Origin of the sequence: Loigolactobacillus backii, assembly GCF_003946275.1 — a bacterium.
GTDB classification, from domain to species: Bacteria; Bacillota; Bacilli; order Lactobacillales; family Lactobacillaceae; genus Loigolactobacillus; species Loigolactobacillus backii.
Window position 1 is genome coordinate 1 of sequence record NZ_RHNQ01000012.1, and the last position, 21,404, is coordinate 21,404.

Below are 21,404 nucleotides of genomic sequence, written 5' to 3' on the forward strand. Positions count from 1 at the left end.
GAACAATTAGAGAATATCACACAGCATCCAAACAGCGAAGCTGGTCAATACTTGAATACATTTTTAATAATACGAGGAGGTGAGAACATGTCTGTTGAAGAACAAGCAACCAAAATATTAAGAATGGCCGTTGAACAAAGACTGACCGATTTATATTTTTTACCGGTTGGCCAGCAATATCAGATTAAAAAACGAACGAGTACGGGCATTGAATTGTGGCAAATGATGACGAGAACGGAAGTTAAGCCATTATTAAATCATTTGAAGTATAGCGCCAAGATGTCACTTAGTGAGACGAGACGGCCACAATTAGGGGCACGAACACTTAAAATGGCCGATAGTACTGTATTTTTACGTTTATCCACCGTCGGAAATTTTGAAAACCTTGAATCAATGGTTATTCGCTTTATTTACGCGTACGCCGATACGAATCAATTTATTTTTCCCCAGCAATTAACCCAGTTGCAGCAATTAAGTCAACAACGTGGGCTAATGTTGTTTGCTGGACCAACTGGTTCCGGTAAAACAACAACTTTATATCGAATTGCCCGGCAAAATGCTCAGGAAAAAATCGTTATGGCAATCGAAGATCCGATTGAAATTTATGAAAATAATTTTCTGCAACTTCAAGTTAATGAACAAGCGAATATGACTTACGCCGAATTACTGAAAGTCAGTTTACGTCACCGGCCAGATATTTTTATTATTGGGGAAATTCGTGATGAACAAACTGCCGCCGCAGCGATTAGGGCGGCTTTAAGTGGCCATTTGGTGTTGAGTACGGTTCACGCGCGGAGTGCTACCGGGGTCATTAAGCGCCTAACTGATTTTAAAATTGACCAAGAAACTTTAAAAGATTGTCTAACCAGTGTCTGTTATCAACGAATTTTACCCACTGAAAAAAAGCAGGCGGCTATTTTGTTTGATTTACTGAGTAATCAGATCTTGGCAGCGGCCTTTAACGGAAAAACGCCGGCAGGTTGGCCCAAATTATTGGAGCAGGCATGGCAGGATGGAATTATTTCTTCAGAAACGGTTAAAGCATATCAAAATGGGTAAGCAACGACGTCATTTCGAAATTGAATTTTTTTCGTTACTGGCCGATTTATTGGAAGCAGGTTTTTCCTTACCCCAAAGCATTGAATTTATGCTGGTCCTATTACCCAATCAATCGGACCGGTTAGTTCTACTTAAGCAACAGTTAAGTTCCGGAAAAGAGTTGGCAGATGCCTTTTTTGAGGTGGGAATTAACGCGGATGTTGTGAGCCAAATTCGAATTACCGAAAGGCACGGTGATTTGCAGCAGAGTCTAAAACAAATCGGGCGCTTATTACTTGAGCAAGAAAAGCAAAAGCGGCAACTTAAACGCCTATTGCGCTATCCCTTCGTGTTGTTATTGCTTTTAGGCGGGCTCATCTTTTTTGTCAAACAGATGATTGAACCCGAACTACTATCCTGGCAGGCCAATATGAACCAAAATGTCCTGTTTTATTGGCGTTACTTTGGCCTCAGCTTGGCGGGGATCGGTTTAATTAGTTTGCTTTTTTACTTGAAGTTACGTTTTGAAAAGAATCCGCTAAAAAGAGCTGTATTCCGTAACCGCTTACCACTTATTGGCCGTTCGTACCGTGAATACTACCATTATTATTTACTTTTTAACTTGGGAACGTTATTAAAAAACGGATTGAACTTACAAGAAATTTGTCAGTTATTGGCCAATTTTTCGGAAAACAGTTTACTTTATCAACTCGGCAAGCAGATTCGGCCGCAATTGGCAGAAGGTAAAAACTTAGCAAATATCGTAACGGAACAGGCGTTATTTCCGGATGAATTAGCATTATTCGTCCAAAAAGGGGAAACTAAGGAATTTTTGGGAGAAGAACTGATCGTTCAGGCAAGATTGACTTACCGCAGAATGCTGCAAGAGATCGAACGAATCGTCACTTACGTTCAACCTTTCTTTTTTGGCATTATAGCTTTGACGATTGTCGGTGTCTATTTAAGCATTTTACTACCGCTGTACCAAATGATGGAGGGGATGTACTAAATGAAAATTATTTTGAAGAATAAAATGAGTCGAAGGGTGTCGTTGCGCGATTCTTTTGCACAAATTAAAAGGTCAGTTTCAAAATTTAGTTATCTAATTTTAAAAAAATCGAAAAGGGCTTTCACCTTGATCGAAATGGTAGCTGTCTTATTCATTATTACTTTATTAATTATGATCGTGTTACCCAATGTGGGTGCTCAACGTAAGAATGCCGAGTCAACCAGCGATGTCGCGTTTAAAACAGTTGTCCAAACCCAAAGGGATCTTTACGCCAATGATCACGATAATAAGCGTGCCAGTCTGGATGAATTAAAAGAGGCGGGTTATTTGTCCGAGAAGCAATTAACTAAGGCCAAGGCACTTGAAGCCAAAGAAAAATGATTAGTCACCGTGGCTTTACGTTAATTGAAACGGTTATTGTTTTAGCGATGACCAGTTTATGTATTACCTTTCCTGCCAGCCAATTACGCCCTTTTTATTATCACCGGGCAGAAACAATTTTTTTAAATCAATTTGATCAGGCGTGGCACTATAGTTTGATTAAATCGGCCGTGGAGCGGGATCGCGTCCAGGTGAGTATTACGCAAAAGCAAGTTTTATTTCGGGGTAAAGACAGCGGCTGGAGCCACCAAATTATACTGCCAGAAACAATGCGGGCGCTTCCACAACAATTTTCCCTAAGTAATCAAGGACACGTTAGTCCAGTTAAAATAACTTTTCATTCCGATTATTTTAAAAATAATACGGTTCTAAAACCGCAAATGGGGTGGGGTTCTTATGAATAAATTACGATCAGGTTTTGTTTTAATGGAGACCATGTTTGCGCTCTTTTTAATCACTTTAGGGATTATTAGTTTTGGAGAAAGTTTTCAACAATTTCAAAGGCAAGTGAACCTTGAACAAGCTAAAGTAGGTCAGGCAAAATTGATTTACGAGTCCAGCCAAGTTAAGTTAGCCAAGACTATTTTGGTGGATGATCGACGATGACACTTAAAGCAAATCATGCCGGATTTACGCTGGCTGAAACTGTCCTGGGGTTATTTGTGTTGGTTTTAAGCGTCTGGTTATTACAGTTCCAATTGACCCAATTTAAACGGATTACCACCTATTTCAATGATGACACAACACTGAACTTTCACGTTGCTAACTGTCAATTGGGTGATTTTTTGGCGGATAGTTATTTTGTTAGTCGAAGTGACCAGCAAGTTACCTTTTACCGAATGAAAGAAAAAAAGATCTATCAATTAGAGCAGTATCAGGATATGCTGCGTGTTCGGGGTGCGACTAAAGGTCATATGCCGTTGTTACAGTCAGTGGCTAATGTGAAAATGAGTTACCAGCAGCCAATTCTAACGGTCAAAATAACGTTGAGGAACCGGCAAACTTTTATCAGCAAACAATATTTACCTAAAGGGAGTCCGACAGTTGAATAAACGACGTTCAGGGAGTGTTTTAATCACGGCGGTTATCTTTTTAGCACTTACCATCTTATTGATTGAAGGGTATGCATTGGTTTATCGGCAGCAAGTGATGACGTTACGGACGATCAAGTGTCGCTACCAACAGGACACGCTTTATAATTTGACGCTAGCGCAACTCGATCAAGGTGTCGCCAAAAATCAATTTAATTATTCGCTTGGACAAGTTACGGTTGTAGATAACCAATTTATTATTAAATTGAAGGAATCAAATAAGGAAATTCACCGAGATTTCGCAATAACGAAAAAGTCTGATACTAGTAAAACGAAAGCGCTTGAAAAAGTAGATTAGATTCGTTAAGATGAAATAGTATTATGTCTATTTATTTAGCTTGAGGTGAATTGATTGGGACAAAAAGATGTTGAAGCATTATATAAACATTTGGATACAACAGCAATGTTGTTAAAGCGTGATTTAGATGTGTCTTACATGGATGCACTCATAGAAACAGGAGAAAATATTGTTGATGGCGGTCAAATCAAAGTAGAGGATGGGTTGCCCCACGAGGCAATTCGCCAGCAGTTAACAACAAGTTATCAACAGATAAATTTAAAACGTTTAACAACCGATGAGATTCGGCAAGCGTTTCAGCTGGCCATTCTACGGGGTGAACGAACGGATGCAATTCAGGCCAATCATCAAATGACACCGGACGCAATTGGCTTTTTAGTTGCCTATTTGATTGAAAATCTGGCCGGTTTAAACGACCAAGAACAGGTGCTGGATTTAACCGTTGGAACTGGCAATTTACTTTATACAGTACTTAACCGCTTGTTTACGGCTAGTGGCGTCAATTTAAAGGGTTATGGGATTGATAATGATGATACGATGCTGGCCCTGGCCAACGTTGGCGCACGATTACAACACCCTGATGTTGAACTTTTTCATCAAGATGCAATTGAAGATCTAGTGGTGCCCAAGGTTGATGTTAGCCTAGCTGATTTACCAATTGGTTATTACCCAATTGACGAGCGGGCAGCAAAGTTTGCGACACATGCCGAGACCGGTCACTCGTACGCACACCATTTATTAATTGAACAAAGTATGCGTTACACTAAGGCTGCCGGTTTTGGTTTCTTTCTTGTGCCGAGTTTACTCTTTCAATCGCAAGAAGCCACTGAGTTAACTAAATGGATGACATCAGCAACATATTTACAGGGGCTATTAAATCTGCCACGGGAGTTGTTCCAGGACGAAAAGGCGCAAAAGGGTATTTTGATCTTACAAAATAAGGGTGGTCAGGCCAAGCAGGCTAAAAAAGTGATGCTTGGGGAATTTCCTTCTTTTAAGGATCAGGCCGGTTTTCAGCGCTTTGTGGCCGAGATTAGTGAGTGGAAAGAAAAAAATATTGCACAGTAGGGAGACTTGTAACATGGCAAAAGTTATTGCAATTAATGCAGGCAGCTCAAGCTTAAAGTGGAAATTATTTGATATGCCAGCTGAAAAGGTCATTGCTTCAGGAATGGTTGATCGAGTTGGCTTGAAGGATTCTGTTTTTACAGTACATTATGGTCCGGATAACAAGGAGAAATTCCAAAAGACCTTGGACATCAATGATCAAAATGCTGCTGTAAAAATGCTGCTTGAGGAGTTAATTAATTTAAAGATTGTCAAGGATATCCATGAGATTTCCGGTGTTGGTCACCGTGTCGTTGCCGGTGGCGAGATCTTCACTGAATCAACGATTGTCGACGATAAGGTTGAACAGCAGATTAATGATTTGGCTGAATACGCACCGTTACATAATCCGGCAGAATTAATGGGAATTCAGGCTTTTCGAAAGTTATTACCTGAAGCGACCAGTGTTGCGGCCTTTGATACGTCGTTCCACCATACAATGCCCGCTGTAAATTATCTTTACAGTATTCCTTACGAATACTATGAAAAATACGGTGCACGTAAGTACGGCGCTCATGGGACAAGTCACCGCTATGTTTCTGCTCGTGCGGCAGAAATCTTGGGTAAACCACTGAAAGACTTAAAATTGATCACCTTACATTTAGGTGCTGGTGCTTCGATTACCGCAGTCAAAGATGGTAAATCATATGATACTTCGATGGGCTTCACACCATTAGCTGGGATTACGATGGCGACGCGCTCTGGTGATATTGATGCTTCATTAATGGCGTACCTCATGGAGAAATTAAACATCTCTGATCCGGAAAAGATGATTGATATTTTAAACCACAAATCAGGTATTTTAGGTATTTCTGGACTTTCGCCTGATATGCGTGATCTTGAAAAGACACGGGATACGCGTAAACGTTCGCAGCTAGGCATTGATATCTTTGTCAATCGGATTCAAAAATACGTCGGTAGTTATGTGGCCGAAATGGGTGGTGTGGACGCGTTAGTGTTCACTGCCGGTATTGGTGAAAACGATATGACCATGCGTAAGCGAATTATCGATGGCTTAGGCTATTTTGGCGCTAAAATTGATGATGAACGGAACAATGTCATGGCCCAGGAAAGAATTATTAGTACGGATGATTCTAAAACCAAGGTGTTGTTAGTTCCGACTAATGAAGAATTAATGATTGCGCGGGATGTTGTCCGATTAAGTAAATAAATTAAACTTTGAAGTTAGTTGTTTAATTGTGTCTTTACCAGACTTTAATTCTAAAGTAGAAATGATGCACGCCTTACGATATTTTCTAGTATAATGAAATGAATCAGGGGTTTAGCCTTAAGGGCTAACCTTTGATTCATTTTTTGCTTTTCGCGAATAGTAAGCGGCCAGGACTTTTGTCTCAACCGCAAACACAGCTTAGGAAGGTTTAGACCATTATGTTAAGTATAATAGAATTAGGGTTACTTTTAATTATTTTATTGGTGGAAGGTTGGTTCTGGTGGCTGATCAAAATTCCCGCGCGGCCTAATTGGTGGGTACGTGGGGGCCTAGTTCTGCTAGCCTTATTGCTGCTTTGTTTAACGGTACCGAACGAAAGCTTTGTTACAGCCAAAATTCAAAGTATTTTTGCTGCCGGCTTATTAATTGTAATTGCCGTTTGGCCAAAAGGATTAATGGTCAAAGGTATTTTAAATGGTGCTTATAGTACACGTTTGTACACGACGATTATTAGTATTCAATTACGATTTGACCAGAAAAGAAAGGTCACTTACCTAGCTTATCAAGCTGGACCAATGGCACATTATCAATTACGTTTCAAGAAAACGCCAACTGAGTTACAGAGCTACCTAGAACACTATTTTGATGCCGATTTAATTCAAAAACAAGCAAGCAAAAAGTAGTTAAGTGAAATTATTTCATTTAACTGTGCGGAATTCTCAATGCCATTTACAACGCTAAATCTATTTTTTATATCTTTATGAGAAAAATCAGGGGTATAATTAGAAAATAGAAAGAAAAGGAGTTGTAAAAAATGAGTGAGAAACAAACGGGTGAAACGCAGGGGTTGGCGCGTAACCTAAAAAGTCGGCACGTTCAATTGATTGCTATTGGCGGTACGATTGGAACGGGATTATTTTTAGGTGCCGGTAAATCCATTCATTTGGCAGGTCCCTCAATTTTATTTGCTTACTTATTAACCGGAATTGTTTGTTTTATGTTAATGCGTGCGCTGGGAGAGTTATTGCTCTCAGATTTAAATTTGCATTCATTTGTTGATTTTATAAAAGAATATCTGGGCGAAAGTGCTGGCTTTATCGCAGGTTGGACCTATTGGATTTGCTGGGTCACAATTGCGATGGCTGAAGTCACGGCAACTGGGCTTTACATGAAATTCTGGTTTCCGTCGTTACCGCAGTGGTTACCCGGGCTACTAATGCTTATTATTTTATTAGGCGTTAATCTAATAACAGTTGGGGCCTTTGGTGAAGTTGAATTTTGGTTTGCCCTAATTAAGATTGTTGCTATTATTGCGTTAATTGCTGTAGGTATTTTTATGGTGATTGTTGGTTATAAAACCCCAACTGGTCAAGCAAGTTTATCTAACTTAACAAATTATGGCGGTATTTTTCCAACTGGTGCTAAGGGCTTTATTTTATCCTTTCAAATGGTCGTTTTTAGTTTTATTGGTATTGAAATGGTTGGGATGACGGCTTCCGAGACCCAAAATCCAGAAAAATTATTGCCCAAGGCGATTAATGATATTCCGTTACGGATTATTTTATTCTACGTTGGCGCATTATTTGTTATTATGTGTATTTATCCTTGGTCTCATTTATCGGCTTCACAAAGTCCGTTTGTGCAGGTTTTCAAAAATATCGGGATTCGCTCGGCGGCTGGAATCGTCAATTTTGTCGTAATCACCGCTTCGGCCTCAGCCTGTAACAGTTCTTTGTTTAGCACCGGACGCATGCTGTTTTCGTTAGCCTATGATTCTGATAATCGCTTCTTACACCATTTCGGTAAGCTTTCCAAGAGTCGAGTACCTGCTTCGGCATTACTATTTTCAACGGTTGTTATTGCCTTTGCAGTTCTGCTTAATCTGTTTATTCCAAATATTGTCTTTACGTTAGTGTCCAGTGTGGCGACAACTTGCTTTTTATTCATTTGGGGAGCAATTATTGTAACTCACCTACGTTATCGGAAAACAAAATTAGCCGCAGCGAGCACTTTTAAAGCACCATGGCAGCCATTTGCGGATTACTTTGTTTTAGCATTTTTGGTTTTTGTTGCGGTAGTACTGTGTCTAGAAAAATCAACATTAATTGCTTTAATTATTTCCGTTATTTGGTTTGCCGGCCTATACTTGGTTAGGTTCTCGCATGATCGCCACCGAGCAACAGGCAAACGAGTTAAGTAAGAGCTTGTTTAATTCGTTTTAAAACAACCACTAAAATAGTTTTAGAACAGATGCAAGTTAAGGCCTTATATTAAAGTTAGGGAGTTACACATGAAATTTGACGTTATTACAAGCAATATTGCGCATACTATCAGAGACCGGCGGAAACACGCAGGCCGACAACAGGTTAGCTTTCCAGTAACCTTTACCCATAATAAAAAAGAGGCAACTGGGTGCCTTATATTTGTTGTCGAAAAAGATGGCCAGTACCAGGCAAAAAAGTTTTCTGAACGTTATATGAATATAGATGATCCTGCGGTGCACGTTTATCACGGTGCTTATTACGAATGCGATGATGATCTTGATCGGCGTGATGAGTTAATTGATGTAATTGCTGGAAAGCTTTGAGCCGCTAAACCATTGATCCTGAATCTACCTACCCCAATAATCCCAAATTTACCTAAATTAAAAAAACTGGCAACCAGCCAAATTACTCATAAAGCGTGAGTAGTTGGCTAGTTGCCAGTTTTTTTATAATTTGCCTTAAATTTTCAATACAAACTAAGACGTTTTCGCTCGTTGGCCGAAATTAATTGTTCCGGCAATACTTGTGAAGAAGAGGCCTAACTGTGAATGATCGGCGTTATCATTTGGCATTGGGTGATGTTGAATGATTAACGTTGGTTCCGGTTTTACAAAATCGGCCCGTAAACTCTGTGGTCGTTTCTTTGGCTGCGCTTTTTTAGCAACCTGCTGTTTTCCTGGAGCCACTTGTGTTTTGCCCGGTTTAGTCGGGCGTGTTTGCTTGGTGGTAGGTGTTTGGGAATCAACGCCAGTTTTTTGTTTTTCATCGGTGTTTCCAAATATAAAGTTATAAACCTGCTGGGTATCGTTCAGTAGCCAACTCATTTGGCCAGTCTTATTGACTAGTGCCACCGGCTTGGTTGAACGTTGTGTTTTGGTCTTGGTTGCTTGTGGCAGATTCACTGCGGCCAAAGCAGCTTGTTTTGGTGCACTATCCGTTAAATTTTTATTGTTATTAGATTTCACAGATATTGCCACTGCCTTATCGTTATTAGTTACATCAGGATTGATGGTGGTGCTAGTCGCCGGCGTAATTGAATTAGCGGGGGTGACTGGTGTTGCTTGAGGACTGTCATTGGTGTTTTTAGTGTAAACAATCGTTTTAACAACATCGGAGCTGGCAGGGGTCAAATCGGTGATCGCCGCTACCATAGAATGACTTGGTGTGTAGCCGGAAATGGTTGGTGCCATTTTTGTATCAAATGAGCTGACGCCATTAGTCGCACGCCAATCTAGATAGACGATTTTTCCAGTGACTTCATTAAAAGTTGCTTGGCGGGTAAAAGTGACCCGCTGGCTTTGTGCCGTTGCTAGGTTTTTGCCTTCATTGTTTACAAAATAGATAGTTTCCGTAATAGCCCGACTTAAATCGGTTTCGGCCGTACCAGTAGGCCAGGTGGGACCAGCCGGATTCTCTGAATCAACAACTTGTCCCGGGTGACCAGGATTTTCCGGTGTGATCGTGACAATTTTTTCAGCTAAGTGAACCGTGTAAAGTTGGTCGGTTGCGTCATCGTGGTCAAATAAAATTCCAGTTGCGGGAACTTGATCATCGCTAACCGTATAACCGGCAATTTTATACCGGACTAAGGCATTGGCGGTTGAATAAGCAGTGGTTGAATCACTGCCACCACTTAAAATAAAGCTAGCCAAGGTTTGTTGTGTTGTGTCATCAACGTAACGGACGACGGCCTTTTGCTGATCAGCACGGTAATTGATGATCGTGTCTTGACCAGGATCCGTTGGTTGCGGAAGCCAGTAGCCTTGGGTCACGTCCTTGGCGTTAATTAAAGCTAGTGCTTGGCCGGCGTCTGTATACGGCGTATAGCCGGCAATATAGGCCAGCGTACCTCCGGAGATGACTGCCGATGGATCGTTTGGATCCGTTTGGTAGTCAATGTTGGACGTTTCAGGTGCGGCGGCCGTAGAAGAGCTTGCTTGACTGGCTGCCTGACTAGCAGCTGCCTGAGCCGCCGGTGCACTAGTTACGCTTGCCGTGCTGCTAGAAGCGACTGCAGCCGGCGTAGTAGTGGCACTGGTTTGCGGTGCCGTGCTGGTGGCCACCGAACTAGTGGCTGCAACTGGGTTCGTTTGTGCCGAGCTGGCCGGCAAGAAAGCTGCCGAACTTACTTGGACGGTGGCCTGATTTGCTTCAGAACTAGCAGCCGCTGGCGTGGCCGAATCTGTGGTGACCGCTTTGGTTGTTGGTTTAAGTGCCACCTGTTGCGGCTGGAGTCCAGAGTTGGCCGCGGTTGCGCTAGTTGGTTGTTGGGTGGCCTGACTAGTTACGGCCGCCTGAACGTTTTGGCTAGTGATCAGTTCTGTGGTTGCTCCCAGCAGTAGGGTTGATAAACCGCCAACGAACAAAAGTTTGCCCGAGACAAGCCACTGTCTTTTATTTTCCTGGTAAACGTGGAAACGAATGAGGGTTCCTTGATCTTTATAAGAAAAGCGTTGCATGAGAAATCACCTCCAATTAACGCTCATTATCGTCGTCAGTAACGTTAGTCATTTTTTGTTTTTTACAATCAATAATCGTGTCACCTAGTAGTGACCAATCCAGTGGTGTTGGTGGATTACGCCACGTAATTTGAATCTGTTGGACACTATTATTGTAAAAATCTGAAAGGTAGATGTCGGTTTCTGGTGAAGGAATGCGCTCAATCATAATGTGGGCGTTGCTAAACGCGGTTAACGTTCGAATGACGTAATCGGTGTAAAGCTTGCCCTGCGAGAAACCGACACAGATGTAGACCATATTTCGTAATAAATTAATCGGAATATTATTGATAAAAGCAAACATATAGCTGAAGTAGAGGTTAACTGAATCATTTTGGCCCATCTTAATGGTCGTGTTTGAATGGAGAGTCTGAATAAAGTGACTAATGACCTGATCAAACAACGGGTAGGTTTCCTTGAAAAAGCTAACCTGATCAAGCGAAATAAACGTCGTTGGTTCAACGTAAAAAGTCGTGAACTGGATATTAATGCGCAAAATGGCACTTTCTAAAGTAGTTGTTTTAAGGGCGTCATTATCCAAGAGCATCTGGCTTTGCTTGACCTGGGCCATAAGGTCAGTTGCCCAGCTGTAAGCTAACGGCATTGTCATTTTAGAAGTTAACTCGCTGTAGCCCGGCTTATAACCCTGAATAACGAGGAAAGTTTCCAGGTAATCCAGTTCGATCTGGCCAACCGGAAGTGTTAGTGTCTTGCTCAAAATTGCTTGGATTTGATCCAATAGTTGGTGATCTAACGCATCTAATTTAGTTTCGGCCAACATTGGTTTCGTAACGAAGCATTGATTCTTCATGCGTAAAATCCAAGTTTTCAAGAAGATTAATAATTTTGTTCGTTGCGTTGGCGTGATGGCCACTTGAAATTTAGTTTGGATACTTTCAATAATTTGATCGGCCGGTGCGTCAAGCTCAGCGAATGGATTATCAATCCCATTGAAGGCCGTGTAGAAAAATTGGAACAAATGCAGCCGAATGGCGTGTTCATTATCACCGAATTCGCTGGACACTTGATAAAAATCTTCTTGTTGCAGAATATCTTTTAATTTGTTCTGGGAGTTATAAAAAGTTGTCTTACTAATGAAGTTTTTCTTCATGAAAGCCGCGTTGGATAATTGGTTTGAATAAATGAAGTGGTATTCAAACATCGCATACAGTAAAGAGTGCTTTAAGTACATCAGGCGAATGGACTGAACGACCGTCGTTGTGATATTTATCCCGTGGAGCAGCTTTTTTTCCGAAGTATCAATATAGCTGGAAACATTCGATTTAACGTTTTTTAAATCGTGATTTAAAGTTTCTAAAACGTGCTGTAATCGATAAGAAGAAATCGAAAAGTCCAATAGAACCTCATTCTCAGTAATCTTCCCATTTGGTTGTTGTGAGATTACCTGCAAGAGTGAGTAGCTAATTAGGTCTTCTTTTTCAAAAAAGAGTTTATAGTTCATTGCAACCACCAATCAATTTTTATTATCGATATATCAGTAATTTGAGCTTGTAGTTTTATTCTATTACATTTTTGTATAAAAAAAGCCCTTATTACTGAAAAGATGAGGACCACCCCTGCTAGTGGAAATAATCCGAGCTGGTTTGTTTTTTAGTGTTAGGTTTATTAACAACTATCCATTCCTATTATAAAGGTATTGTAAGCGCTATTCAAAACCGATTGGACTGATTATTAAGGCCGAGTTATCAGGCCACTTCCGGTTTTCCCGACTTTTTCCATTTTTCCCACAAAAGTTGGGACTCTGCTTCTCTTGAATTAAATTCAAAAAAAATACACACTTTATTTATCGATGAATAACACTAAGTCTATTTTTAAAGGCCGTAATGATTCCGTTTGTTAGTGCTATCATTTTTTATTATTTGCTAAATTAGGTTCATAATCGGAATTAGTAGTTTTGGTTATTTATGAAGTGCGGGGAAAGGCGTTCAGGTTCTACTTCGCAATTGAGGATTATTAGCCCAAATCGCTAATAATCTTGATGCTACGAACGATGGCCATTCTTGTGGCAAAGTACATGCCGCAAGAAACATGGCTCTGAGGATTAGTCTAGATTGACGAATAATTCACGTAGTGGATTATTTGGCGATCGTAACTACTATTCCGCAATTGAGGATTATTAGCCTAAATCGCTAATAATCTTAATGCTCCATACGTTGTCCATTCAACTACGGCGAAAAGCGCCAAGTTGAAACATGGCAACCGCAGGAACCTGCCTTTCCCAGCACGTTAACACCAAATTGGCCAGGAAAATATTAGTTAAAACACTCCCAAGCCTAACCTGGAGGAGAGCCGCATTCGTGCTTCAAGCACACAGTTACATATTGATCAAATGAAAATGATGAAATGAGGAGGGACATGATGGAGGACGCAAATTCCATGGGTCTGGGTAAGGTGCAGAACCGAATTGTTATCCGTTACGTTGATCGTGATGGCAACGCACTGAACGAAGATCTTAGCCTTTTTGGTGAAGTGGGGAGTCGATATGAAGTCAACGCGCCAGCTTTTAGTGGTTACCTACTAGTTGATAAGTCACGACCAACCGTTGGCAAAATGCCGGCGGAAGCTAAGCCAATGATTATTTTGACCTATGCACGCCTGGGGTCAGTTCGAATTTTTAATACGATATCTGATTTGCAGGGTAAGGTGTACGCACTGACAACCATTAGTGAGCAACCAGATAAGGTTCAACCGCTGCAATTACCAGAGGTGGCCGGCAAGGATTATTACTTAAGCGTAGATAAAGAGTCCAGCATTCGTAAAATTTTTAAGCCGCAAGATTTTGTGCCAGATAATCCGACGCAGGAAACGGTCCTATTGATTTTAAGTATTACGGAAGCTAGGAAGCTAAAAGAAACGCAGGCAACTGAGACGGATAGTGAAAAGGGAACGGCTACCCAATCGACTAGTGTTGAATCAGCAGTCGCAGCCGACATGCCAACCAGCAAACCACAATCAATCTCCGCCGAAATTCCTGCGGCGAAAACAACCAAGTCTGATGGAACATTGCCACCAACTAAAACCAGTGTGGCGCCAGTTACGGCTAAGGCTAGTTTGCAACTGGCAACAATTTTGTTACAGCAAGCGGCTTTACTGGATAGTAACGCCGATCAAACGGTCTTAGACGAACAGCAACTGCAACGTTTAACCACCAACATGCGGCATTTTATGTTAGCAATTAGAATTTTAAATCAATGAAGATCGGGTTACTTAATGACTGAATCTCAAAAAATGAAAAGGAAGTCTTAGTTATGAACAATGAAGAAATCGAAGCATTAATCAAACTAACACCAATGAAGGTTATGACCCAGAACATGAAACAAGTTGCTGAGGCAATTGAGTCTTCAGTTGAAAACAATCAGACGGACCAAATCGCTGATCTTGTGAAGAGTGGCAACCAATTATTAGACGCAATTTCAAAATTAAGCCGACAGTCATAGAAGGGTGGCACCAACCATGTTAGCTAAGGATAATAAAGATCCGGTACTTCAGGCAGTTGCTGAAAAGTCGGCGTTAGATCCAGAAAAGAAGAAGGCGACGACGCCCTTTGTTGTTCGTTTGAACTATTTTATGGAGAACCCACAGTATCATGATTTAGAACGGCGTTTTGCGGCGATGTTGTTGGAGACTTATTTCCGCGCCTTGGTTAAAGTTCAGCCAACGCAAAAAATGGCCGGGGAAGAACATTCTAGTCTCTTGGAAATGGGCCTCGCAATTACAACTTATTTAGCGGACGGAAAAAAGTATATTCCCGTTTTTACGGACCAATTAGCTTTAAAACAATTCGCTAAAGAGATGATCCCCAACATGGACTTTCGGACGTTTCGATTTTCCAGTGCTGAATTAATGACTGAGGCCCAACGTCTTGGCGTCACCGGATTGTTGGTTAACCCAGGTAAGCAGACTTTTCCACTTTCCAGGGATTATTGGCAGTACATCAATCAGGTTGTGCCACTGATTGCGCCTACGAATGACAAACTACGGATTGAATTACCAAGTTTAGGGACCAAGAAATTAATGGGGATGCTAAAAAAGCAGTGTAAGCACCTGCATAAGATTAATGAAGTTTGGTTGGCTAACGTTACCATCGCTGGCCATGATAAGGCCGATTTAGCAGTGATTGCTGACTATCGTGGTGAGCAGAGTGAGTTTGGGAGCAAGGTTGCCCGGAAGCTGGCCTTAGCCTGCAAACCATTTTTAGAATACGATCAGGACGTTTTGGTTGGTAATCTAGATGATGAAATGGGCAAGTTAATTTCCCAGCAATTTGCACCAATTTATCAAGCAACTACTTTCTTTGGAGGTCGACCAAAATATGATTAATCAGTACGGACAAGTCATTCCGTCACAACATGAGTTAAAAAAGGCCCAGCATGAAGTGACGACGATGCAGGGGTTAAATGCAGAGCACGTGCGAATGAGTGCGGTTGCTCCAGCGATTAAACTGGGCGCGGCGATTGATTTGGGTGTTTTTCCAAAAGATAAGAAAATTGGAAATACAAGGAGTAAATAAAAATGAGAAAGTTTGAGTACGATAAATTACAACGGGAGCAAACCATTACGCGGTTTAAGTTATACAAGGCAAAGAAAATCTGGTTAACTACCGGAACAAGTCTAGTGATGTTCGGGGCTGGCTTGGCCTTTGCAGGGCACGCCAACGCTGCCACTACACAATCAAGTTCAACCGAACAACAAGCTAGTTCGGCCGGTAACGTGGGTAATAATAGTTCCGTAGCCAGCAGTGCCACGCCAGAAAGTGCCAGTAATTCTAGTGCCGCGACTTCAGCTACGGTAACTTCTAAGGTCACAACTGATTCTGTAGCGGCTAACGTTAGTTCTGCACCACAAAGTAGTACTGCTGTTTCCAGCAATGGTGCAAGTGCTCAAGTCGACAATGTTACACCGGCGTCCGTTGTTTCAGCCACGCAAAGTGTGGGCAGTGTGCCAACAGCTAATACAGTTTCAGTTGCTAGTGCATCTGTGGCAACGGCGGCTACAGCCTTAGCAGCTGAACCAACTAACAGTCCCGTGAGTGCGCCGGTAGCGGCAAGTAGTGTTGGTAACTCACCGGCGCCAGTGGCACGTGCTCAGGCTCGCGCACTTGCGGTTACGGCGGCCGCAACACCACCGGATAGCACTGGTGTAGGTTCCGCAACGGCCAATTTAGTGCAGGGCTATACTGCCACTGATTTAACCCAGCATATTGCTGATTTAACACAGTCAATTGCCACTGATAGTGCGCGTTTTACTGAGTTAACTGGTCAGAATTATGAAAATGCTCAGGGTGAGCTAACTCAGGGTCCCTATACTGGTGGTTTGATTGGGCAGGCATCTGGTACAGATAAACTCACATTAATGTATGAAGCGTCCGGAATGCCGGCCTCAATTAAGGTTGACGTCACTACTTTGGCCTATGAACAGGCCTGGCAAAGTTATCAATTTGGGGATAACTCATCTAGTGGCAGTTCTTCAGCCAGTAGTGAAGATACCAGCCTGTACGTTAGTGTTGCTAGTAGCAGTGCGCAAGTGGCCCAAAGTGCGGCAGCCGCTGCCTCAACTTCGGCAGTAACTGCTCAAAGTGCTGCCACTGTAGCTCAAACGGCCGCGACTAGTGATCCAAGTAATTCGGCGGTTCAATCTTTGGCCAGTCAAGCAGTAAGTGCGGCCACGGCGGCTAAAAGTGCTGCCAATGCCGCGACAACGGCGGCTAATACCGCGCAAACTAATTTTGTAGCAACTCAGGCCGCAACGACGGTAGCTGCAGCAATGAGTACTTCTAAATTAACCCAAGATGCTGCCACTACGGCCAAGACTGCTGCTACGACAGCGCAAACCCAGGCAACTGCCGCAACAACGGTGGCAACCAGTGCGAAGGCGCAGGCTGACGCCGATGCTAGCGCCAATAGTAGTGCCAGCAGTAGTGCAGCCAGTTCGGCAGCCGAGAGTACAGCTAAGGTGGCAGCCGTTAGTGCGGCTAGTAGCAGTGCTCAGGTAGCCCAAAGTGCGGCGACTACGGCTTCGACAGCAGTAGTTACTGCCCAGAGTGCCGCCACTGTGGCTCAAAGTGCGGCTACCAGTGATCCAAGTAATTCAATGGTTCAATCGTTAGCAAGTCAGGCTGTAAGTGCGGCAACGGTGGCTAAAAGTGCAGCCAGTGCGGCTACAACAGCAGCTAGTACAGCAGAAACTAATTTAGCTACGGCTAAGACTGCCGGCACAGCCGTCGCGGCTCAAACAGCAGCATCGGCAGCTAAAAGTGCGGCAACAACCGCCACAACAGCGGCCAGCACGGCCCAAACTCAGGCAACTATTGCCACTTCGGCAGCAACTAGTGCCAAAGTGCAGGCTGATTCAGATGCCAGTACGAATAGTAGTGCAGCTAGTTCCGCAGCCGAGAGTACAGCCAAGGTGGCGGCCGTTAGTGCCGCCAGTAGCAGTGCTCAGGTAGCCCAAAGTGCAGCTGCAACGGCTTCAACCGCAGTTGTAACGGCGGAAAATGCAGCAGTAGTTGCTAAAAGTGCGGCCACCAGTGATCCAAGTAATTCAGCGGTTCAATCCTTGGCCAGCCAAGCGATGAGTGCGGCAATGGCGGCTAAGAGTGCTGCCACAACGGCGGCCACAGCAGCTAGTACGGCGGCAACTAACTTGGCGACAGCCAAGACGGCCAGCACAGCCGCGGCAGCGCAAGTAGCCGCGTCGGTCGCTAAGAGTGCGGCCATGACTGCTGCAACCGCAGCAAGTACGGCCCAAGCCCAGGCAACTAATGCCACTTCAGCAGCAACTAGTGCCAAAGCGCAAGCTGATTCAGATGCCAGTACGAATAGTAGTGCCAGTAGCAGTTCGGCCAGTTCGGCGGCTGAGAGTACGGCCAAAGTGGCCGCAATTAGTGCGACTAGTAGTAGTGCCCGGACGGCCCAAAGTGCAGCAACAACTGCTTCAACGGCAGTTGTAACGGCGGAAAGCGCAGCAGTAGTTGCCCAAAGTGCGGCGACCAGTGATCCAAATAATTCGGCGGTTCAATCTTTAGCTGGTCAAGTAGCGAGTGCAGCAACGGCGGCCCAAAGTGCGGCCACCGCGGCCACAACGGCAGCTAGTACAGCAGAAATTAATTTGGCCACGGCTCAGACAGCCAGTACAGCTGCGTCGGCTCAAACGGCGGCAACTGCTGCTCAAAGTGCGGCCACCAGTGCAACAATGGCAGCCAGCACGGCCAAAACTCAGGCCACAACAGCCATTTCGGCAGCGGCTAGTGCCAAGGCGCAAGCTGACGCCGATACAAGTACGAATAGTAGTGCCAGCAGCAGCGCAGCCAGTTCTGCGGCCGAGAGTACGGCTAAAGTAGTGGCTGTTAGTGCGGCTAGTAGTAGTGCCCAAGTGGCCCAAAGTGCCGCTGCAACAGCTTCAACGGCAGTTGTAACGGCGGAAAGTGCTGCAGTAGTAGCCCAAAGTGCAGCCACCAGTGATCCAAGTAATTCAACAGTTCAATCCTTGGCCAGCCAAGCGACGAGTGCGGTAATGGCGGCTAAAAGTGCAGCCATGACGGCCGCAACGGCTGCTAGTATGGCAGAAACTAATTTAACCACAGCTAAGACGGCCAGTACGGCTGCGGCGGCTCAAATGGCAGCAACGACAGTTCAAAGTGCGGCAACTAGTGCAACAACGGCGGCCAGCACGGCCCAAGCTCAGGCAACCACTGCTACTTCAGCAGCGACTAATGCCAAGGCGCAGGCTGATTCGGATGCGAGTGCCAATAGTAGTGCGGCTAGTTCGGCGGCCGAGAGTACAGCTAAGGTAGCGGCAGTTAGTGCGGCCAGTAGTAGTGCTCTAGTAGCTCAAAGTGCGGCGGCAACAGCTTCAACGGCAGTTGTAACGGCGGAAAGTGCGGCAGTGGTTGCCCAAAGTGCTGCCAATAGCGATCCAAATAATTCGGCGGTCCAATCCTTGGCCAGTCAAGCTGTTAGTGCAGTAACGGCGGTCAAAAGTGCGGCTACTACCGCCACAACAGCCTTTAGTACGGCGCAAACTAATTTAGCAACGGCTAAGGCCGCCAGTACGGCTGCCGCGGCTAAAACCGCAGCGACAGCAGCCCAAAGTGCAGCGACCACAGCCACTACGGCGGCTAGTACGGCCAAGACGCATGCAGATGCTGCAATAACAGCAGCAACTAGTGCGAGGACCCAAGCTGACGCCGATGCTAATAGCAGTGCCAGTAGCAGTGCGGCCAGTTCCGCGGCCGAGAGTACGGCCAAAGTGGCGGCAATTAGTGCAGCTAACAGTAGTGCCAAGATGGCCCAAAGTGCGGCAGCAACTGCTTCAACAGCAGTTGTAACCGCGGAAAGTGCAGCGGCAGTTGCTCAAAGTGCGGCAACGAGTGATCCAAATAGTCCGGCGGTTCATTCATTAGTTAGCCAGGCCACCAGTGCCGCAACCGCCGCCAAGAGAGCGGCCACCGCGGCCTCAACAGCGGCTAGTATGGCACAAACTAACTTGGCGACGGCCAAGGCTGCCAGTACAGCCGCTGAAGCCCAAACGGCAGCAACGGCGGCTAAAAGTGCCACAACCACAGCCACTACGGCGGCTAGCACAGCGCTGGTTCAGGCCAGTACTGCGACTACAGCAGCAACTAATGCGAAGGTTCAGGCGGATACCGATGTAAGTGCTAATAGTAGTGCAGCCAGTTCGGCGGCCGAGAGTACAGCTAAGGTAGCGGCAGTTAGTGCAGCTAGCAGTAGTGCTCAAGTAGCCCAAAGTGCAGCAACCAGTGCTTCAACTGCAGTTGTAACGGCTCAAAGTGCAGCAACAGTAGCCCAAAGTGCGGCCAAGAGTGATCCAACTAATTCAACGGTCCAATCCTTGGCCAGTCAAGCTGCTAGTGCAGTGACTGCGGCTAAAAGTGCAGCCACTACAGCCGCAACGGCAGCTAGTACGGCGCAAATTAATTTGGCAATAGCTAAGGCTGCCAGTACGGCCGCCGCAGCTCAAGCAGCCGCAGAAGTGGCCAAAAGTGCTGCAACTAGTGCCACAACGGCAGCCAGTACGGCCCAAGTTCAAGTGACTATTGCAACCAAAGCAGCAACGAGTGCGAAGAATCTGGCTAACGCCGATGCAAACACTAATAGTAGTGCCAGCAGCAGTGCGGCCAGTTCTGCGGCCGAGAGTACAGCTAAAGTGGCGGCAATTAGTGCGGCTAGTAGTAGTGCTCAGGTAGCCCAAAGTGCGGCAACCACTGCTTCAACGGCAGTTGTAATGGCGCAGAGTGCGGCGGCAGTTGCCGAAAGTGCTGCAACAAATGATCCAAGTAATTCAACGGTTCAGTCTTTGGCTAGTCAGGCTGTTAGTGCGGAGACGGTGGCCAAGAGTGCGGCCATCACAGCTACAACAGCAGCTAGCACAGCACAGACCAATTTGGCCACGGCCAGGACAGCTAGCACGGTATCGGCAGCTCAAACAGCAGCAACGTTTGCTAAAAGAGCGGCGGCTACTGCGATTACAGCGGCCAACACGGCCCAAACACAGGCCAACACTGCAACTACAGCAGCAACGAGTGCGAAAAACCTGGCTAACGCCGATGCAAACACTAATAGTAGTGCCAGCAGCAGTGCGGCCAGTTCTGCGGCCGAGAGTACAGCTAAAGTGGCGGCAATTAGTGCGGCTAGTAGTAGTGCTCAGGTGGTCCAAAGTGCAGCAATCGCTGCTTCAACGGCAGTTGTAATGGCGCAGAGTGCGGCAACAGTTGCCCAAAGTGCTGCCAACAGCGATCCAAGTAATTCGGCGGTCCAATCTTTGGCCAGTCAAGCCACTAATGCGGTGACAGCGGCCAAGAGTGCGGCAACGATAACTATATCGGCGGCTAGTACCGCAGAAACTAATTTGGCTACGGCAAAGGCAGCCAGTACGGCAGTTGCGGCCCAAACAGCAGCAACAGCGGCTAAAGAAGCTGCGGCGACGGCAACGACAGCAGCCAACGTGGCTCAAGCCCAAGCAACTACTGCGACCACTGTGGCCAATAGTGCAACCGCTCAGGTTAATGCCGATGCAGAAACCAACACCAATAGTAGTGCCGACAGTGACTCAAGTAGTACTGCGTCTAGTTCGACGGCGGTAAGCAGTAGTGCTGCAAGTTCAGCTGCTGGCGATAGCTCGGCGGTAGCAGTCAGTGCGGCCAGTAATACTTCTGCAGAGGAAGCAACAAGTACGGCGCCAATTGCTGCTATTACACCAGCAGCGACTGCGACTAGTAATCCTGTTACTCTAGCAACAGCTCCATCGAATAAAGAGCAATTAGGAAGTATAGTAGCGACTAAATCGGCCATAAAGCAGCAGATACCGGCACCAACAGCGATTGCTGCAACCAAGACCAAATTACCAACAACCGGTGAAACACCGCAAAGTAGTATCTTGGCCTATCTTGGTTTGGCGATTAGTAGCCTAGGACTTGTCTTAACGAATCTGTTCTACCGTAAAAATGATAAAGATTAATAAAACAACTAGGAAAAAGAGGTTTAAAAACTTGCTTTAACCTAGGAATT

The 21,404-nt window shown here is 44.9% G+C and carries 19 protein-coding genes; 17 read left to right on the plus strand and 2 right to left on the minus strand.

Annotated elements, in window-relative coordinates; translation table 11 throughout:
- Positions 1 to 87 precede the first annotated feature (87 nt).
- From comGA to EKM61_RS03645, 12 genes are all read left to right on the plus strand, one after another.
- Positions 88 to 1,059, plus strand: a complete 972-nt coding sequence (comGA, locus tag EKM61_RS03590) for a competence type IV pilus ATPase ComGA (RefSeq protein WP_068225228.1) — start codon at positions 88 to 90, stop codon at positions 1,057 to 1,059.
- A complete protein-coding gene (gene comGB / locus EKM61_RS03595; protein ID WP_068225224.1) occupies positions 1,013 to 2,047 on the plus strand; it encodes a competence type IV pilus assembly protein ComGB in 1,035 nt (344 codons plus the stop codon). The genes comGA and comGB overlap by 47 nt, the downstream gene beginning before the upstream one ends.
- 96 nt (positions 2,048 to 2,143) lie before the next feature.
- Entirely contained in the window at positions 2,144 to 2,428 is a 285-nt protein-coding gene (comGC, locus tag EKM61_RS03600) for a competence type IV pilus major pilin ComGC (RefSeq protein WP_225359736.1), read from the plus strand.
- Positions 2,425 to 2,832 carry a prepilin-type N-terminal cleavage/methylation domain-containing protein gene (locus EKM61_RS03605; RefSeq protein ID WP_068225222.1) on the plus strand — a complete coding sequence of 136 codons (408 nt, stop codon included), beginning with the start codon at positions 2,425 to 2,427 and terminating at the stop codon, positions 2,830 to 2,832. Before comGC ends, EKM61_RS03605 begins: the two co-directional genes overlap by 4 nt.
- Positions 2,825 to 3,034, plus strand: coding sequence for a hypothetical protein (locus EKM61_RS03610; protein WP_068225220.1), 210 nt, complete (start codon positions 2,825 to 2,827; stop codon positions 3,032 to 3,034). Before EKM61_RS03605 ends, EKM61_RS03610 begins: the two co-directional genes overlap by 8 nt.
- On the plus strand, positions 3,031 to 3,480 hold the full coding sequence (locus EKM61_RS03615) for a ComGF family competence protein (RefSeq protein WP_068225218.1): 450 nt from the start codon (positions 3,031 to 3,033) through the stop codon (positions 3,478 to 3,480). The genes EKM61_RS03610 and EKM61_RS03615 overlap by 4 nt, the downstream gene beginning before the upstream one ends.
- On the plus strand, positions 3,473 to 3,817 hold the full coding sequence (locus EKM61_RS03620; RefSeq protein WP_068225216.1) for a hypothetical protein: 345 nt from the start codon (positions 3,473 to 3,475) through the stop codon (positions 3,815 to 3,817). Before EKM61_RS03615 ends, EKM61_RS03620 begins: the two co-directional genes overlap by 8 nt.
- A 54-nt stretch (positions 3,818 to 3,871) precedes the next feature.
- On the plus strand, positions 3,872 to 4,885 hold the full coding sequence (locus EKM61_RS03625; RefSeq protein WP_068376745.1) for a class I SAM-dependent methyltransferase: 1,014 nt from the start codon (positions 3,872 to 3,874) through the stop codon (positions 4,883 to 4,885).
- Between the two features lie 13 nt (positions 4,886 to 4,898).
- Complete coding sequence (locus EKM61_RS03630) at positions 4,899 to 6,095, plus strand: acetate/propionate family kinase (RefSeq protein WP_068225212.1); 1,197 nt, start codon at positions 4,899 to 4,901, stop codon at positions 6,093 to 6,095.
- A gap of 218 nt (positions 6,096 to 6,313) precedes the next feature.
- Positions 6,314 to 6,778 (plus strand): hypothetical protein, encoded by a 465-nt coding sequence (locus EKM61_RS03635; RefSeq protein WP_068225210.1) that lies wholly within the window; start codon positions 6,314 to 6,316, stop codon positions 6,776 to 6,778.
- Between the two features lie 131 nt (positions 6,779 to 6,909).
- A complete protein-coding gene (locus EKM61_RS03640) occupies positions 6,910 to 8,295 on the plus strand; it encodes an amino acid permease (protein WP_068376747.1) in 1,386 nt (461 codons plus the stop codon).
- 90 nt (positions 8,296 to 8,385) lie between these two features.
- Entirely contained in the window at positions 8,386 to 8,682 is a 297-nt protein-coding gene (locus EKM61_RS03645; RefSeq protein WP_068225206.1) for a hypothetical protein, read from the plus strand.
- Between the two features lie 153 nt (positions 8,683 to 8,835).
- Here EKM61_RS03645 and EKM61_RS03650 read toward each other — a convergent pair whose 3' ends face one another.
- Positions 8,836 to 10,818, minus strand: coding sequence for a mucin-binding protein (locus tag EKM61_RS03650; protein ID WP_068225203.1), 1,983 nt, complete (start codon positions 10,816 to 10,818; stop codon positions 8,836 to 8,838).
- Between the two features lie 16 nt (positions 10,819 to 10,834).
- Entirely contained in the window at positions 10,835 to 12,319 is a 1,485-nt protein-coding gene (locus EKM61_RS03655) for a helix-turn-helix domain-containing protein (RefSeq protein ID WP_068225202.1), read from the minus strand.
- A 914-nt stretch (positions 12,320 to 13,233) separates the two neighbouring features.
- On the opposite strand from EKM61_RS03655, the gene EKM61_RS03660 reads away from it, so the two are divergent.
- From EKM61_RS03660 to EKM61_RS03680, 5 genes are read left to right on the plus strand one after another with little or no spacing between them, the layout of a single operon-like run.
- A complete protein-coding gene (locus EKM61_RS03660) occupies positions 13,234 to 14,073 on the plus strand; it encodes a MucBP domain-containing protein (protein ID WP_158234215.1) in 840 nt (279 codons plus the stop codon).
- Positions 14,074 to 14,126: 53 nt separating this feature from the next.
- Entirely contained in the window at positions 14,127 to 14,315 is a 189-nt protein-coding gene (locus EKM61_RS03665; RefSeq protein WP_068225200.1) for a hypothetical protein, read from the plus strand.
- 16 nt (positions 14,316 to 14,331) lie between these two features.
- Complete coding sequence (locus EKM61_RS03670; RefSeq protein WP_068225199.1) at positions 14,332 to 15,198, plus strand: SseB family protein; 867 nt, start codon at positions 14,332 to 14,334, stop codon at positions 15,196 to 15,198.
- Positions 15,191 to 15,388 carry a hypothetical protein gene (locus EKM61_RS03675; RefSeq protein WP_068225197.1) on the plus strand — a complete coding sequence of 66 codons (198 nt, stop codon included), beginning with the start codon at positions 15,191 to 15,193 and terminating at the stop codon, positions 15,386 to 15,388. Before EKM61_RS03670 ends, EKM61_RS03675 begins: the two co-directional genes overlap by 8 nt.
- A 2-nt stretch (positions 15,389 to 15,390) precedes the next feature.
- Positions 15,391 to 21,354 (plus strand): KxYKxGKxW signal peptide domain-containing protein, encoded by a 5,964-nt coding sequence (locus EKM61_RS03680; protein WP_068478753.1) that lies wholly within the window; start codon positions 15,391 to 15,393, stop codon positions 21,352 to 21,354.
- The last annotated feature ends 50 nt before the right edge of the window (positions 21,355 to 21,404 follow it).

Bases quoted from the DNA above. Each gene is read 5' to 3' on its own strand.
- comGA (WP_068225228.1), top strand. From the start codon at position 88: ATGTCTGTTGAAGAACAAGCAACCAAAATATTAAGAATGGCCGTTGAA.
- comGB (WP_068225224.1), top strand. From the start codon at position 1,013: ATGGAATTATTTCTTCAGAAACGGTTAAAGCATATCAAAATGGGTAAG.
- EKM61_RS03605 (WP_068225222.1), top strand. From the start codon at position 2,425: ATGATTAGTCACCGTGGCTTTACGTTAATTGAAACGGTTATTGTTTTA.
- EKM61_RS03610 (WP_068225220.1), top strand. From the start codon at position 2,825: ATGAATAAATTACGATCAGGTTTTGTTTTAATGGAGACCATGTTTGCG.
- EKM61_RS03615 (WP_068225218.1), top strand. From the start codon at position 3,031: ATGACACTTAAAGCAAATCATGCCGGATTTACGCTGGCTGAAACTGTC.
- EKM61_RS03630 (WP_068225212.1), top strand. From the start codon at position 4,899: ATGGCAAAAGTTATTGCAATTAATGCAGGCAGCTCAAGCTTAAAGTGG.
- EKM61_RS03635 (WP_068225210.1), top strand. From the start codon at position 6,314: ATGTTAAGTATAATAGAATTAGGGTTACTTTTAATTATTTTATTGGTG.
- EKM61_RS03640 (WP_068376747.1), top strand. From the start codon at position 6,910: ATGAGTGAGAAACAAACGGGTGAAACGCAGGGGTTGGCGCGTAACCTA.
- EKM61_RS03645 (WP_068225206.1), top strand. From the start codon at position 8,386: ATGAAATTTGACGTTATTACAAGCAATATTGCGCATACTATCAGAGAC.
- EKM61_RS03650 (WP_068225203.1), bottom strand. From the start codon at position 10,818: ATGCAACGCTTTTCTTATAAAGATCAAGGAACCCTCATTCGTTTCCAC.
- EKM61_RS03655 (WP_068225202.1), bottom strand. From the start codon at position 12,319: ATGAACTATAAACTCTTTTTTGAAAAAGAAGACCTAATTAGCTACTCA.
- EKM61_RS03660 (WP_158234215.1), top strand. From the start codon at position 13,234: ATGATGGAGGACGCAAATTCCATGGGTCTGGGTAAGGTGCAGAACCGA.
- EKM61_RS03665 (WP_068225200.1), top strand. From the start codon at position 14,127: ATGAACAATGAAGAAATCGAAGCATTAATCAAACTAACACCAATGAAG.
- EKM61_RS03670 (WP_068225199.1), top strand. From the start codon at position 14,332: ATGTTAGCTAAGGATAATAAAGATCCGGTACTTCAGGCAGTTGCTGAA.
- EKM61_RS03675 (WP_068225197.1), top strand. From the start codon at position 15,191: ATGATTAATCAGTACGGACAAGTCATTCCGTCACAACATGAGTTAAAA.
- EKM61_RS03680 (WP_068478753.1), top strand. From the start codon at position 15,391: ATGAGAAAGTTTGAGTACGATAAATTACAACGGGAGCAAACCATTACG.